Consider the following 14,840-nt stretch of genomic DNA (forward strand, 5'->3'; position numbering starts at 1 on the left):
CTCATTGTTCATCCTTGAAGGAGGGCTATTATGTTTACAATATATCCGGCTGCTTCCCGATTCAGCTTCGATAAGGGATGGCTGCGGGGGAGCCACAGCTTTTCATTCGCGGAGTATCAGGATGAGAACAATACAGCGTTTGGTCCTATGCGTGTCTGTAATGACGATGTCATCGCACCAGGCCGGGGCTTTGGGGCGCATCCGCACAGCGATATGGAGATTGTCTCCATTGTGCTGTATGGGGAGCTGCGTCATGAAGACAACCGTGGACATGTGGCGGTGACCCGTTTTGGAGGCATTCAGCGAATGTCAGCGGGCAACGGCATCATTCATACGGAGCACAACGCTTCGCAAACCGAGGATGTCAGTCTGCTGCAATTGTGGTTTAGTCCGCACACAAGAGGATTGCAACCTTCCTATGAGACTACAACGTTCAATACGGAACGTCTGCAAGGTCAACTCCTACCTGTCGTTGCTGGAAAGCGTGTACCCGGCACGGAGGGTGAGATAGCTTCAATCAATCAGGATTTAACGATTTATTTAAGCAAGCTTCAGCCGGGGGAACAAGTAGAATTTACACAGGCCGAGGGTCGGCGCGTGTTCCTGTTCGTCATCGAGGGCTCACTGCGTGTCAACGGTGAGCATCTTCTGCAAGAGCGAGATTCTGCTCGTATAGAGGAGGAGCGGAAGCTATCACTGAAGGCAGAGGATTCTGTTTTTTATATGTTGATTGATTTGCCCTAAAAGGAGGTGGCACAATGGCGCAGCAGGAAACATGGCTGATCAAGCATGCCGTCACAGGGCGAAGCTTTGCTGACAGCCGCAAGCAGCGTTTCGATTGTCGTTTGGAATCGGCGGACGGCGTGTTTCGCTTCACGCTTCAAGAGTTGACGAGTGAGGCAGCGGAGGCGATTGTGCGTTTCAGCGAGGAACTGAACGTATTTCGTTTTGTAACGCCCGCAGATGGCGGATTCGTGGTAAAGCATTGGTATTACGTCACCCCGGAAAGTGTACAATATCATGCTCAGATCGGTGAGCTTACGTTTGAAGCCGGTTCTGAGATTGAATACCACCCTGAGGAGTATTGGGGAGACTAAATCTTCTTAATCATAAATGTTCGGATGTATAATCGATTTTCGAAGGCTCTGCATCATTGCAGGGTCTTTTTGTTATGAGTTCAAGATGGTGAGTTCATTGGATACATAATCCTTTGCAGGCTGGTACATCCTATATGTCATATTAACTGATCGGTTTATTCGTAAAGGGGGGACTAACGATGAAGAAAGGGCGCTTTCCCAAGCTGCCAAAGCTACCGTGGAGCCGGAGAGCGGTTCCAGCCACTGAACGCAAAACACGAAATGCTCGTGTGCCCAAAGGGCTGCCTGAGTCTTCATGGCTGGAAGAGCCACTGCGCAGCAGTCTGGAAGACAATAGGGTCGCAATGCGTGATATTTTCAAGGAATGCTCTGATATCGTCTACCGAGAGCTCATGATTTCCCCTGAACGAAAAGGGTTGCTGGCATATTTCGAAGGTACGGTAAAATCAGAAGATTTGCAGGATCATATTCTGCGGCCTGTCATCTTGGGCATGATGCTCAAGGACCCTGAAGTGAACGGCAAATTGGAGCCGTTGGATGAGACTCGTATTTCCATGTCCCAGACCAAAACGATGGACGAATGGAAGCAGGTATCGGCAGCGATACTGGACGGCAATGCCGCTCTGTTCGTAGATGGAACGGCTCGTGCTTATATTTTCAGCGCCAAGGGAGGTGTCCGCCGTGGCGTGGAGGAGCCGCAGACCGAGGCTGTTATTCGTGGGCCACGTGAGGGCTTCACTGAGACGCTTCGCGTGAATACGGCACTGCTACGATTCAAGCTGAAGACCTCCAAGCTCAAGATGCACAGCATGACCCTCGGAACAGAAACTCAAACGAGCGTCGTCCTTACCTATGTTGAAGGGATCATAGATCCGAAGCTGGTGGAGGATGTTAAAAAGCGCCTCAGCGATATTAAAATTGATGGTGTTCTGGAGACTGGGTATATTGAGGAACTGATTGAGGATCACCCATATTCACCGTTTCCGCAAATGGAATACACCGAACGTCCCGATACCGTCACCGCGCAATTACTGGAAGGACGGTTTGCCATTTTTGTGGACGGCACGCCTTTTGCCCTGATTGGACCAGTCACGATGTGGCAAATGATGCAAGCGAGCGAAGATTATTACGAGCGCTTCTTCATCAGTAATATGGTGCGCTGGATTCGTTTTCTTTTTCTCATCATGGCTCTCTTTCTGCCAGCATTATATGTAGCGGTGACGACCTATCATCATGATATGCTGCCGACGACACTCATATTGAGTATTGCGGCGGCTCGGGAATCCATCCCTTTTCCAGCCCTGGTGGAAGCATTGATGATGGAAATTTCCTTTGAGGCGCTGCGAGAAGCTGGGATTCGTCTCCCCAAAACGGTTGGTCAGGCCGTCAGTATCCTTGGGGCGCTCGTTATTGGTCAGGCCGCAGTACAGGCAGGGATCGTATCGGCGCCAATAGTTATTGTTGTGTCGCTCACAGGTATTGCCTCGTTTACCATACCGCGTTTTAATTTTGCCATTACGGTTCGTCTGCTGCGATTCCCAATCATGCTGATGGCTGGTTTATTTGGCTTGTTTGGCATCATTATTGCGACAACGCTGATTGCTACGCACCTAACCAAGCTAACATCGTTTGGTGTACCTTATATGAGTGGATATAGCCCGTACAACCATATGGATCAAAAGGATATTATCGTCCGTGCACCTTGGTGGAAAATGACCAAACGTCCTTCATGGATTGGTAAGGACAACAACAAACGAGCGAAGAAAGAGATGAACGGATCGCCTAAAACCGAGGAGGGATGGTGATGAAGCCCACATCAAATACACAGCAAATACGTAAAGCAGCTGTACTTTTTTGTCTACTGCTTTGTTCTGTTCTTTTAGGAGGATGTTGGGATCGCCGTGAAGTGAATGATGTGGCCTTTGTGATGGGTACCGGACTGGATAAGGAAGGCGATCAATACCGGGTAACGATGCAAATTGCTCTGCCCGGACAGCTCGGATCTTCGGGTAGCACAGGAGGAGGGGGAGGTACCAGTGGTACGAAGTCCTACTACCTGGAGTCCAAAACAGGTCCAAGCTTTCGGGGAGCAAGTACTGAGGAACAGCGAGAGGTTTCGCGAACACTGAATTACTCTCATCGACGGGTGCTGCTGTTCGGGGAGACGCTGGCACGAGAAGGGATTAGCAAAATGATGGATGTCATTGCACGTATTCCGCAGAATCGTCTGTCTTCCCTAGTTGTTATCACAAAGGGGTCAGCGATGGAAGTGCTTCAGGCAGATGCTCCGATTGAGCAATATCCAGCGGAAATGGTGCGTGAGCTCAACTTTTCCTATATGAAAAAACCTCGTTCCGTTAAGCTGCTGATGAATTCCGTCCTGCTGGAAGGCATTGACCCGATAGTTCCGGTAATGTCTCTGGTGAAGAATGGGCCTGATAGTCTTAAAGACAAGAAGACAAATATTCAGGTTGATGGACTGGCTGTCTTTCGCCAAGACAGATTAACAGGGATTATTGATAACCACCTCAGTCGGTTTCTGCTGTTGGGTATGGAGCAAGCCAAGGAAACGGAAATTTTTATCCCCCCTCCCAAAGGTAGAGGCTATATATCTGTGCATCTCATCGAAAATAAAGTTCATATCGAGCCTTTTATTCGGGGGGACGAAATTCGAATGACGGTTCATATGAACTGCAATGGGAATGTGAAGGAAAATGAGACGAGCTTCGATATTTCCAGGGAGGAGAATTTGAAGTGGCTGGAGCAGCAAACGGTCGAGGAAATTAAGAGGGAGCTGGGAGAGGGTGTTCATGTGATTCAGCAAAAGTATCATTCAGACGTGCTTGGCCTGGGCCGGGCTATTATTACGAATCACCCGGATGAGTGGAAACGGATTAAACCTCAGTGGGAGCAATTGTATCCCAAGGTGGAGGTCACCATAGATCCGGTCGTGCATATTGAGAATATCGGGGCGGTCACCAAGCCATTCGGGGTCAAAAAGGAGCAAATCCAGAATGAATAAAGTATTTCTATTACCTTTATTGCTGGCTATGCTCTTCATGTATCTGATTGACCGTAAACGTATTAGCAATGCACCTGCCGTCAATCGCTGGGTCTCCCGCGTACTGTATGTCATTAGCATTGGTATCTGGATTTACGGCACATCGACGAAGAGCACTGTTTATGTGGCTACTTGGCTGACCCGATTTATTGACATGTGGCTCCCCACCGCGTTGTAAATCGTGTAATGGATGCCTGCGGGCAAAAGGAGGATGTACCTGCATGAAACAGTTCACAACCAGACAAATTGTGCTGTTTAGTGTATTGATGGAGGTCGGTATTACCCTTATACATGCTCCGGCGCAGGCAGCAGATCACGCGAATCAGCATGCCTACTGGACCTGTATAATTGCAGCCATTGTGCTCTGCTTGCCGATCTGGGCGATGTTGAAACTCAAACGCCGTTTCCCTGATCAGGATCTGATGCAGGCGATGGTAAGCTCTCACCCTGTGTCGGGGCGTGTGCTGCTTGCAATTTACTTTATTTTATTTCTGATCATTTTTGCGCGGGATTTGAGGATTATTACCGATCTGGTGGAGGTGGTGCTTTTGCCGCTGACTCCGATTGTGATCGTATCTCTTATTGTGCTGTTGACTCTGGCATTTATGGTTAAAGGGGGGATAAGTACCCTCGTCAATATGACCGAGATTTTTGTACCGTTGTTGATTGTGACGTTGTTGACTATGCCGCTTTTTTTTGGACGTAATATGGATTTTTCGATGCTGAGACCCTATTTACATCCGGAAGTAGATGGAGTTATTAAAGGCAGTTGGCGGATGCTAGGTTATATGGCCGATATCATGATGGTTCCCTTTGTGATTTCTGGGAAGAGCTATAATGGACGTAGTGCGTGGTTGGGGCATTTACTCGGAACCGCTACTATAATCATGCTGGTGTTGCTGTCGGAGTTGGTGATTGGAGTTCCTATCTTGTCACGACTGTTTTATCCATCGTATGAACTGGTGCGTCAGTTGCAACTAACGGACTTTCTGGATCGGTTCGACTTGTTCGTGGCAGCACTGACCGTACCAGCCTTTCTTACGAAGATTGGAATTGATCTGTACGTTACCAGTTTGGCGGTAAAGCGCATGTTTGCCCATGTCTGGGGGAGTCTGATGGTTTGGCCCTTAGGTTTGTTAGGTTATGTCTGTTCGTTTATGCTGTTCTCCAACATCGTACAAATTTATGATTTCAGCCGGGAATGGACTGCGGTGATGGTCATCTTTTTTGTATTCATGCCCTTCTTGCTGTGGATGTTGCTCCGACCCAAATTTAAAGGGAGAGGTGATGATAATTCATCATCTGGCAGGGAGAGGGATAGAAGTGATCAGAAAGAAGGCCAGCAGGAAAGCGAAACAGGACACGCCCACTTATAAGATTACTGTATTTATCGAAAAAGTAATTCTTATTTGTCTTTTGCCTTTCTGATTGTATACTTGGTAGAAAGAAATACGACATCTACAAGGGAGGCAACAGCATGGCACAACGCATGGCAGGTAAGAGAGTCGCTCTTGCCGGTCCCCGTAAAGCAGAAGAAATGGCGTTGCTAGTTATGAAGATGGGGGGCGAGCCAGTAGAACGCCCGGCCCAGGGGACTGTTTTTCTGGATGATATCGAGCTGCGCAACGCTGTTGTATCGTGGGTGAAGAACCCTCCGGACTGGTACATCTTCACGACAGGTATGGGACTGGATGCTCTGTTCGATATGGCAGAGGATATGGGCGTGGCCGAGCAGATTATAGAGTTGCTGCAATCCTCCAACATTGCAGCACGGGGCTACAAGACGGTCAATGGACTCAAAAAGCGTGGCTTTACGCCAGCAGTACGGGACGAGGACGGAAGTTTGATCGGATTGACACGGGCTTTTGCCCCATATGATCTGAAGGGGAAGGAAGTACTGTTGCAACTGCATGGAGACCCGGCCCCCCGGTTGGTAGAGTGGCTGGATGAGCAAGGCGTAGTGACCCGCCAAGTACTTCCTTATAAGCATATCCCACCTGAAGAAGCAAAATTGCAGGCGCTACTAGATGATGTTATAAACCGTACGATTGATGCCGTTACGTTCACGAGTGGTCCGCAAATTCGATTTTTGGCCCAATATGCCAGAAAGCAAAATCGAATGGAGGATTTACTGGAAGCTTTTCGTGAAGATGTCATTGCTGTATCGGTAGGCAAGGTGACTGCACAATCCATTTTGGAAGAAGGGATTGAACGAGTCGTATTTCCAACTGAAGAGCGCATGGGTGCGATGATGGTGGAACTGGGCAAATATTTCGAACATAGCGATTCGGTGCATGGCTGTGGTCTGAAGAGCGTGAACGGTCATTTGAAATGAGCTAGAACTGATAAATGCAGTAAGCTAAAAATGAACTTATATTTACTAATACAGAGTAAAATAGAGATAAGGGCCTACGAGGTCTTTATCTTTTTTTGTTGGACATGCATCGCAAAGTTTTTTGTTATAGCGAAAATATTTATCTAATATAATGAATAAGTTTCGATGCATGATATTGAGGACAGGAGCTGAGACATTTATGAATTCTATTTGTGTATTTGCAGGGTCCAGACCTGGACATTCATCGGTATATGTTGAGGCGGCAGGCAAGCTGGGTGAAGCTATGGCTCGCCAGCATATCCGTTTAATTTATGGTGGCTCCAGCAGAGGGCTGATGGGTAAGGTGGCGGATGGACTGTTGGCGGGTGACGGTCAGGTCACCGGCATTATGCCCACCCTGTTATTCGATGCAGAGATCATTCATCGGGGAGTTACCGAGTTTATTGAGGTAGCAAGCATGCATGAACGTAAAGCGGCGATGAGCGAGATGGCCGATGCGTTTATAGCCCTTCCGGGAGGCTTGGGAACCTTTGAGGAACTGTTCGAGGTATTGTGCTGGGCGCAAATCGGTATACATCGCAAGCCCATTGGGCTGCTGAATGTGAATGGATATTTTGACCCGTTGGTAGAAATGGTACGTCATAGCGTGCAGGAAGGGTTTACCGGAGCTGATCATCCAGCGCTACTGAGTATATCTGCGGACCCGGATGAACTGCTGCATATGTTGAAAAATAAAGCAGAGAACTTGAAATAAAGCTTTTTTCGTGCTTGCACAACTGATTGAGGCAAGGTTATGATAAGACCCATAATCAAATAGCGGACAGACAAGGTGCCTTTGCGGTTGAGCAAAGGGTAACAGGGAATCGGGTGCAAGTCCCGAGCGGTCCCGCCACTGTAAGGAAGAGGGTTCTTTTAAATGGTCACTCGTACAAAACGGGGAAGACGAGAGAATCCGTTGATGCCAAGCCAGGAGACCTACCTTGATCTGTATGCACCGTTAACCTTCGCGGAGAGGATGGGTGTACGAAATCAGGAAATCAGGCACACGTTGCTTTTTCCATGTTGGTTACAGGTTTGCGTGGATATGAACGTGCAGCAGCGTTTGAAGCGTAAACAAAACAGATGGAAAACAACGGCAGATAGGAGGAAGACAAGAACTGTCTTCTTACGCTGTTTCGTCTGGTAAGAGAGATACGTACATAGGAACCCCATCCGGGCAGGATGGGGGTTTTTTGAGTTAAAGGATGCCACAAATTATTGAAATAGATAGTATAGCTGCCCTGAAAAGGATGATAGGAGGAGCACGATGAGCCCATTAGGAAAATTGCTGGTGATTGGATTTGGACCAGGAGATATGGAACATATCACAAAACGGGCGTTGGATGCGCTGGCCGAAAGTGAGGTCATTATCGGCTACAATACCTACGTTGATTTGATCCGTCCGTTGTTGAACGGACAGGAGATTGTACGCACAGGGATGACAGAAGAAGTGAGCCGTGCGCAGGAGGCGGTTCGCCAAGCAGAGATGGGTAAGAAGGTAGCCGTCATTTCCAGTGGAGATGCTGGGGTCTATGGCATGGCAGGGCTGGTGTACGAAGTGCTGATGCAAAAAGGCTGGCGTCGCGAGGACGGGGTTGAGGTAGAAGTTGTGCCGGGGATCTCGGCTATTCAATCCTGTGCTTCGTTGTTGGGAGCGCCGGTTATGCATGATGCTTGCACAATCAGTCTGAGTGATCATCTGACCCCGTGGGAAACGATCGTGAAGCGTGTAGAAGCTGCGGCTTCGGCTGATTTTGTGATTGCCTTATACAACCCGCGCAGTGGTCGACGTACCCGCCAGATTGTGGAGACGCAGTCCATTTTGCTCCGTTACCGTGATCCGCAAACTCCAGTTGGACTGGTGAAGAGTGCTTATCGTGAACGTCAGCAGGTTATTGTAACGACGCTGGAAGATATGCTGAACCATGATATCGGGATGCTGACGACCGTAATCATCGGCAATTCCTCGACGACAGTGTATGACGGGTTAATCGTGACTCCGCGCGGCTATCAGCGTAAATACACGCTGGACGCGACCGAGCAAGTGCTCAAACCGCATCAGCGGCTTCGCACGGAAGCGGAGCCGTGGTCGCTGGGCGCGCAAGAGGATCGCGCACTGGATACACCGCAGGGAGGTGGAGCTCTGACTGCGTCTCCCGAGCCTTCCGCGAGCAGCGCTGCGGTTGCCACGCAAGCACGCCCGCAGGCGATGGCTACCGTGCAGGCTGCGCCCGCGAAGCCAACCGGAGCGGCTCCAGCATCGCTGGCAGCAGAGGCACTAAGCCGCCTAGCTGTCGGCGGCAAGCTGCCGGGCGAAGCCAATGCTCGCTGGAGCGGGCAAGCGCCTACCGCCCAGAGCGCCGTCGGAACGGCAACGGTGGCTACGACTGGGAAGGCGTCAGGCGGCTTTGGCAAGCCTGCACTGTTTGAGGTGGGGGTTTCCCCTGGCGTGGGAAACAAGAAGTTCACTGCTCGGCAGATGGCACTGCTTGCCGAGGTAGCGGGTGATGATGGCGAGCTGGAATACACGCCAGATCATCAGATCGTGCTGCGCGTGCCGTGCGCAGACCCCGAGGAACTGGTCGGACGGCTTCGGGATGAACGATTCATTGTCATGCCGATCGGCGATGTGTTTAAGGTGAAGGCCTGCGACTTCTGCAATATGGAGAAAGATGATGCGGTGCCTGTGGCTGAGCATCTACAGGTTGTACTTGGCGGATTACAGGCACCCAAGGAAACGAGTATTGCTTTGAATGGATGCGGCATGGCTTGCTATGGAGCGGTGCTGGAGGATATCGGCATCGTCTATCGCAAGGGAGGATACGATCTGTTTCTCGGCGGCAAAAAATTTGGCCGTAATGCTCATGCCGCTCAGCCCGTAGCGGAAGGGATTCCGGGTGATCAGATTACGGATATCGTGGAGAACATTATTGCTGAATATAAGGAAAAAGGGCATCCGAACGAGCGTTTTCATAAATTCTTTAAACGTGTAGGCATCGTTGCGGGTTTCCGACATGAAGATGCACCAGCAACAGTAGAAGTGAACGCGGTTTGTGGTGATTAAGTGGGTTGGTAGGCTTGATGAACAGGATACAAGCATATATATAAAATAGGGCGTCATGTAGGCTATCCCTATCAATGAGGAGGAAAACACAGCAGTGGATGCAATATTGTTGGTTGGACATGGAAGTCGGGACCCAGAGGGTAATCAGGAACTACTGGAATTTGCGCAAGCGGTGGCAGATCGGGCGCCAGGTACGTGTGTAGAAACCTGTTTTCTGGAGTTGGCACGCCCAAGTATTGCCGAAGGAGTACAGGCGTGTGTGGACAAAGGGGCGACGCGTGTCGTTTTTATTCCGATTATTTTGTTCGCAGCAGTGCATGCCAAAATTGATATTCCGAAGGCAATCGACCGGGCAAAGGCAAAATACCCGCAGGTGGAATTTGTATACGGACGTCCGATTGGCGTTCACGAAAAAATCGTTAGCATACTGCTTAACCGCTTGAAAGAGGCCCGCCCTGTTGCAGTTCCAGCAGGGATGAATAGCGCTGTAGAGGCATCTGCCCAGGTATCTGACGAAGAAACAGCGGTACTTGTATTAGGACGCGGAAGTAGCGATCCTGATGCGAACAGTGACTTTTTCAAAATCACTCGTATGCTGTGGGAGAAGCTTTCTTATACGTGGGTAGAAAGCAGCTTTATCGGTGTGACGCAGCCTTCTTTTCCCGATGGCCTAGAGCGTTGTGTACGATTGGGGGCCAAAAAGATTATCGTGCTTCCGTATTTTCTATTCACGGGTGTGCTGATTAAGCGCATTGGAGAAATGACTCAGGAATTCGCCGAGGCTCACCCTGCATTACAAGTGGAAATGGGCGGATATTTTGGCTTCCATCCTCAATTAGTTGAGCTGGTGCTGGAGCGAGCTAACGAAGGCTTGTTCGGCAAGGTTACGGCTAATTGCGATAACTGCCAGTTCCGTCTGGAAGCGCAGGAGCATCACCATCACCACGACCATGATCACGACCATGATCACGACCATGACCATGACCACGATCACCATCACGACCATGATCATGACCATCATCACCATCATGCACATGAGCATGATCACCATCACGAGCACCATACACACAGCCACGCTCACGATCATGCGCATGTCCATGCTCACAGCCATAATGACCATGATCACGATCATTCACATGCGCCGTCTGTAGTGAACGTAACCGGGCAGGTGAATGGCTCATGATTTTTATGCTATGCGGAACGAGCGATGCAAGGGAATTGGCGCTGCAAATCCGTGACACCGGCTTTAACGTATTAACTTCGGTCGTAACCGAAAGCGCGGCGGCCAGCTTGTCCGAAGCAGGGCTGGACGTACGTACAGGCCGAATGACAGCCAATGAAATGGGTGCAATGATTCGGGAGAAGGGGATACAGGCCGTTGTTGATGCCAGTCATCCTTTTGCAGAAGAAGCACATGCGAATGCGATGACAGCTGCTCGCGAGTCTGGAGTTCCTTATATTCGCTACGAGCGGACGGGACTGGTGTATGACAATCATCCATTGCTCCATATTGTGTCTTCTTATGAAGAGGCCGCATTAATTGCTAAGCAACTCAAAGGCTCTGTCATGCTTACGACGGGCAGTAAGACGCTCGGCACATTCACCAAGCATCTACTCGGAGACCCGGAGATTCGTCTGGTTGCACGTATGTTGCCGCGCCTCGACAATATGGAGAAATGCGGCGAACTGGGGATGGAGCAAAAAAATATTATTGCCATGCAGGGGCCCTTTTCCCGTGAGATGAACGAAGCATTGTACAAGCACTTTGGTACAACCGTGATGGTCACCAAGGAAAGCGGACGCACGGGAGCAGTGGATGAGAAGGTTCAATCTGCTCTGGATCTGGGTATTCACGTCATTTTGATTTCCAGACCGGAAGTAGAGTTTGGTACGGTATTTGATCATTTCGACGGAGTAATTGATACATTGCGCACAGCAACAGGGAAGATTTCCATTTGAGTTGGTTCAAGTCCCTACGGGTTCAGTTAATCCATAACGACTGCTGGTATGTATCTAAAATATAGTCATCTTAAAATGCGTGTTTTAATAGAAATATCTGTTGTTTTAATACACGAGCAGTTATTTTTCCTAAACTAATTTTCCATAAGGGAGTGGGTCGATACCATGGACTTTAAAACAGACTTTAAACCGCTAACGGTACAGCCGCAGGAGATTGAGGGTAAAAGCTTCGCGATGATCACAGAAGAATTGGGAGAGCATCCATTTACAGCTGAACAATATCCTGTCGTACAGCGTGTCATTCATGCATCTGCTGATTTTGAGTTGGGCCGCAGCATGGTATTTCATCCAAAAGCCATTGAAGCCGGAATTGCAGCTATTCGCGCAGGACAGCCGGTGGTGGCAGATGTGCAGATGATTCAGGCGGGGTTGAGCAAGGATCGTATCCGTCAATTTGGCGGGGATGTTCATGTGTACATATCTGACCCGGACGTGATGGAAGAAGCCAAAAGGCTGAACACGACACGAGCCATTATTTCGATGCGCAAAGCGATTCAGGCGGGCGAAGGTGGAATCTATGCGATTGGCAATGCGCCTACAGCGTTGCTGGAGCTGATTCGTCTGGTGAAAGAAGGAGCGGCTAAGCCTGGACTGGTGATTGGTATGCCCGTAGGTTTTGTATCGGCGGCAGAATCCAAGGACGAGCTACGCAAGCTGGATATTCCGTTCATTACGAATATTGGACGCAAGGGCGGCAGCACGATTGTCGTAGCAGCATTGAATGCAATCTCCTTAATGGCTGTCCGCTAGATGCGGTTGTCCGTTTGCTGTATCATGAAATGAATTAGAGCATGATCAGCAGAAGAGGTTAAGGAGGAATTGGCATGGAAAAGGAAGCGGCGTCCGCCGACAGGCCCAAACGGATGAAAAGTGGTGAAGCTCCCGCGCCGGACAAGCCGATGCGGTCAGGCTTTACGACGGGGGCCTGTGCGGCTGCAGTAGCCAAAGGAGCGGTACAACTGCTCATTACGGGCATAGCGCCGAAGGAAGCGGTGATATCGCTGCCCGCGGGCTTCGATCATGCATTTGAACTGATCGAGCCTGTGTTGGATGCGGACGAAGCTTCCTGCACGACGATCAAGGACGGTGGCGATGACCCGGATGCCACGCATCAGGCGAGAATTAGCGCCTCTGTTAGCTGGCGCGAGGAGCCGGGCATTGAGCTGGATGGCGGCATCGGCGTCGGGCGGGTAACGAAGCCCGGTCTGCCTGTGCCTGTCGGACAAGCCGCGATCAATCCGGTGCCGCGCCGGATGATTACGGAGGCGGTATCTGGCGTGCTTGAGGAGCACGGATCGGCCAAGGGTGTCCGTGTCGTCATCAGTGTGCCGGACGGCGAAGAAATCGCCAAGAAAACGCTGAACGGGCGACTTGGCATTCTTGGCGGTATTTCCATACTGGGCACACGCGGTGTAGTCGTTCCGTTCTCCACGTCTGCTTATAAAGCCAGCGTGGTGCAGGCTATATCGGTTGCACAAGCGATGAACTGCGAGGAAATTGTCCTGACCACAGGCGGCAGCAGTGAAAAATATGCAATGCAAATGTATGATCAGCTGACGGAAGAAGCCTTTATTCAGATGGGCGACTTTGTCGGCTTTGCAGTCAAGCATGGCAAACGATTGGGAATGAAAAAGATTATTCTCGTCGGTATGCCCGGCAAGCTGTCGAAGGTTGCTCAGGGCGTCATGATGGTTCATTCCAAGAGCGCTCCGGTGGATTTTGGATTTTTGGCCCAGGTTGCGCGTGAGGCAGGTGTGGATGAGTCGCTTGCAACAGCAGTAGCTGAGGCGAATACAGCTACGCAGGTGGCGGATATGATGACCGAAGCGAATGCGCTGAGCTTTTTTGAAAAGTTATGTACCTATGGGTGTCAGCATTGTCTGGAGCATGCAGGTGGTGGAATCACCGTGGAAATGGTACTGGTAACGCTGAAAGGGAACGTGCTGGGGAGGGCGAGAGTCGGTGAGTAGAGTAATTCGTGTCATTGGTATCGGTGAAAATGGAGCGGCAGGTCTGTCGCAGGAGACGCTGGAACAAATTGAGCGTGCCGACCTGCTGGTTGGTGGTGAGCGCCAGCTAGCCTTTTTTGAGGCAGCCGCAGGAGAAAAACGAACATTAAAGAGCGGCTTATCCGCCGTGGTGGAAGAATTGGGACGGTTGCGTGAGCACAAGGATATTGTCGTGCTTGCGTCAGGCGATCCGCTTTTTTTTGGAATTGCAGGCTATTTGTCTGCCAAGCTGGGGGCTGAGCACCTGGATATTTTACCACATCTCAGCTCGGTTCAACTGGCATTTGCGCGTCTTGGTGAAAGCTGGCAGGATGCGGTGCTGGAAAGTGTGCATGGTCGTCCGATGACCGGACTGGCGCAGCGGATCGATGGACAGAACAAGATCGCGCTGCTGACGGATGACCGCAATCATCCCGCCGCGGTTGCCGCTTATCTGCTGCATTTTGGCATGACGGAATATGATGCCTTTGTCGGCGTGCATTTGGGAGGACCAGATGAGACGTATCGGCATTATACGCTGGAAGAGATGGCGCAGGGAACCTTCCAACCCCTGAACGTGGTTGTTTTGCGCCGCCGTAAGGGAGAAGACGTGGCAGCAATTCGCCGGGGATTTGGCTTCGAGGATGCGGAATTTCACCAGCGCAAGCCGGAAAAAGGGCTGATCACGAAGCGTGAAGTGCGCGTATTTAGCTTGTCCGAGCTGCGATTGACCGAGCGAAGCATCGTATGGGACATCGGCGCAGGCTCCGGTTCTGTAGCTGTGGAATGTGCGCGGCTGGCCAAGTACGGGCAAGTGTTTGCCATTGAGAAGAATGAAGGCGATCTGGCCAATGTGGAAGCGAACAAGGTCAAATTCCGCACTGATTTTCCAGTGATCCATGCCAAAGCGCCTGCCGGATTGGACGAGCTGCCAGACCCGGATGCCGTGTTTATCGGCGGGAGTGGAGGAGAACTGGCAGAACTGATTCGTCTGTGCGCTTCCCGTCTGCGTAAGGATGGGCGAATTGTAGTGAATGCTGCAACCATTGAGACGCTGCATGACGGTATGAAGGCGATGCAAGCCGTAGGACTCGAAACCTCGGTGACGTTACTGCAAACAGCGCGTAGCAAGCCGATTTTGAATATGACTCGTTTTGACGGACTCAATCCGATATATGTCATCACAGGACAGCCGCCGGTAGACGTGGCTGACGGAGCAGCAGAGGAGTAAGCTGGT

At 50.5% G+C, this 14,840-nt stretch carries 14 protein-coding genes and 1 riboswitch; all 14 genes read left to right on the forward strand.

Translation table 11 applies throughout. The features are described 5' to 3' along the window. Nucleotides 1–30: 30 nt before the first annotated feature. The 14 genes from ACXHJ1_RS08570 (at nucleotide 31) to cbiE (ending at nucleotide 14,834) form a co-directional block, all read left to right on the forward strand. The gene (locus ACXHJ1_RS08570) at nucleotides 31–744 is read left to right on the forward strand and encodes a pirin family protein (RefSeq protein ID WP_126666451.1); all 714 of its coding nucleotides are present in this window, start codon (nucleotides 31–33) and stop codon (nucleotides 742–744) included. Nucleotides 745–758: 14 nt separating this feature from the next. Next, nucleotides 759–1,097: a hypothetical protein gene (locus ACXHJ1_RS08575; protein ID WP_457905952.1), complete on the forward strand. Its 339-nt coding sequence runs from the start codon at nucleotides 759–761 to the stop codon at nucleotides 1,095–1,097. Between the two features lie 179 nt (nucleotides 1,098–1,276). After that, nucleotides 1,277–2,902 (forward strand): spore germination protein, encoded by a 1,626-nt coding sequence (locus tag ACXHJ1_RS08580; protein ID WP_457905953.1) that lies wholly within the window; start codon nucleotides 1,277–1,279, stop codon nucleotides 2,900–2,902. Next, entirely contained in the window at nucleotides 2,902–4,119 is a 1,218-nt protein-coding gene (locus tag ACXHJ1_RS08585; protein WP_457905954.1) for a Ger(x)C family spore germination protein, read from the forward strand. Before ACXHJ1_RS08580 ends, ACXHJ1_RS08585 begins: the two co-directional genes overlap by 1 nt. Beyond that, nucleotides 4,112–4,336, forward strand: coding sequence for a hypothetical protein (locus tag ACXHJ1_RS08590; protein WP_013373530.1), 225 nt, complete (start codon nucleotides 4,112–4,114; stop codon nucleotides 4,334–4,336). Before ACXHJ1_RS08585 ends, ACXHJ1_RS08590 begins: the two co-directional genes overlap by 8 nt. Before the next feature lie 43 nt (nucleotides 4,337–4,379). Further along, entirely contained in the window at nucleotides 4,380–5,534 is a 1,155-nt protein-coding gene (locus ACXHJ1_RS08595; protein ID WP_457905955.1) for a GerAB/ArcD/ProY family transporter, read from the forward strand. A 101-nt stretch (nucleotides 5,535–5,635) separates the two neighbouring features. Next, the gene (locus tag ACXHJ1_RS08600) at nucleotides 5,636–6,493 is read left to right on the forward strand and encodes a uroporphyrinogen-III synthase (RefSeq protein WP_167437886.1); all 858 of its coding nucleotides are present in this window, start codon (nucleotides 5,636–5,638) and stop codon (nucleotides 6,491–6,493) included. A gap of 199 nt (nucleotides 6,494–6,692) precedes the next feature. Further along, a complete protein-coding gene (locus ACXHJ1_RS08605; protein WP_016822794.1) occupies nucleotides 6,693–7,247 on the forward strand; it encodes an LOG family protein in 555 nt (184 codons plus the stop codon). Nucleotides 7,248–7,304: 57 nt separating this feature from the next. Next, a riboswitch (cobalamin riboswitch) is annotated at nucleotides 7,305–7,490 on the forward strand. Nucleotides 7,491–7,799: 309 nt separating this feature from the next. Next, nucleotides 7,800–9,596 (forward strand): precorrin-3B C(17)-methyltransferase, encoded by a 1,797-nt coding sequence (gene cobJ, locus ACXHJ1_RS08610; RefSeq protein ID WP_019688873.1) that lies wholly within the window; start codon nucleotides 7,800–7,802, stop codon nucleotides 9,594–9,596. A gap of 94 nt (nucleotides 9,597–9,690) precedes the next feature. Continuing rightward, complete coding sequence (locus tag ACXHJ1_RS08615; protein WP_457905956.1) at nucleotides 9,691–10,779, forward strand: sirohydrochlorin chelatase; 1,089 nt, start codon at nucleotides 9,691–9,693, stop codon at nucleotides 10,777–10,779. Further along, nucleotides 10,776–11,555: a precorrin-6A reductase gene (gene cobK / locus ACXHJ1_RS08620; RefSeq protein ID WP_016822798.1), complete on the forward strand. Its 780-nt coding sequence runs from the start codon at nucleotides 10,776–10,778 to the stop codon at nucleotides 11,553–11,555. The genes ACXHJ1_RS08615 and cobK overlap by 4 nt, the downstream gene beginning before the upstream one ends. A gap of 165 nt (nucleotides 11,556–11,720) precedes the next feature. Further along, nucleotides 11,721–12,365, forward strand: coding sequence for a precorrin-8X methylmutase (locus tag ACXHJ1_RS08625; RefSeq protein WP_013373522.1), 645 nt, complete (start codon nucleotides 11,721–11,723; stop codon nucleotides 12,363–12,365). A gap of 74 nt (nucleotides 12,366–12,439) precedes the next feature. Further along, nucleotides 12,440–13,585: a cobalt-precorrin-5B (C(1))-methyltransferase gene (locus ACXHJ1_RS08630; RefSeq protein ID WP_025366058.1), complete on the forward strand. Its 1,146-nt coding sequence runs from the start codon at nucleotides 12,440–12,442 to the stop codon at nucleotides 13,583–13,585. Continuing rightward, complete coding sequence (gene cbiE / locus ACXHJ1_RS08635; protein ID WP_250247961.1) at nucleotides 13,578–14,834, forward strand: precorrin-6y C5,15-methyltransferase (decarboxylating) subunit CbiE; 1,257 nt, start codon at nucleotides 13,578–13,580, stop codon at nucleotides 14,832–14,834. Before ACXHJ1_RS08630 ends, cbiE begins: the two co-directional genes overlap by 8 nt. The last annotated feature ends 6 nt before the right edge of the window (nucleotides 14,835–14,840 follow it).

Source organism: Paenibacillus sp. ALE2 (assembly GCF_054113385.1).

Coding starts and splice junctions, on each gene's coding strand:
- ACXHJ1_RS08630 (WP_025366058.1), top strand. CDS start 12,440: ATGGAAAAGGAAGCGGCGTCCGCCGACAGGCCCAAACGGATGAAAAGT.
- ACXHJ1_RS08570 (WP_126666451.1), top strand. CDS start 31: ATGTTTACAATATATCCGGCTGCTTCCCGATTCAGCTTCGATAAGGGA.
- ACXHJ1_RS08595 (WP_457905955.1), top strand. CDS start 4,380: ATGAAACAGTTCACAACCAGACAAATTGTGCTGTTTAGTGTATTGATG.
- ACXHJ1_RS08590 (WP_013373530.1), top strand. CDS start 4,112: ATGAATAAAGTATTTCTATTACCTTTATTGCTGGCTATGCTCTTCATG.
- ACXHJ1_RS08585 (WP_457905954.1), top strand. CDS start 2,902: ATGAAGCCCACATCAAATACACAGCAAATACGTAAAGCAGCTGTACTT.
- ACXHJ1_RS08625 (WP_013373522.1), top strand. CDS start 11,721: ATGGACTTTAAAACAGACTTTAAACCGCTAACGGTACAGCCGCAGGAG.
- cobJ (WP_019688873.1), top strand. CDS start 7,800: ATGAGCCCATTAGGAAAATTGCTGGTGATTGGATTTGGACCAGGAGAT.
- ACXHJ1_RS08600 (WP_167437886.1), top strand. CDS start 5,636: ATGGCACAACGCATGGCAGGTAAGAGAGTCGCTCTTGCCGGTCCCCGT.
- cobK (WP_016822798.1), top strand. CDS start 10,776: ATGATTTTTATGCTATGCGGAACGAGCGATGCAAGGGAATTGGCGCTG.
- ACXHJ1_RS08580 (WP_457905953.1), top strand. CDS start 1,277: ATGAAGAAAGGGCGCTTTCCCAAGCTGCCAAAGCTACCGTGGAGCCGG.
- ACXHJ1_RS08575 (WP_457905952.1), top strand. CDS start 759: ATGGCGCAGCAGGAAACATGGCTGATCAAGCATGCCGTCACAGGGCGA.
- ACXHJ1_RS08605 (WP_016822794.1), top strand. CDS start 6,693: ATGAATTCTATTTGTGTATTTGCAGGGTCCAGACCTGGACATTCATCG.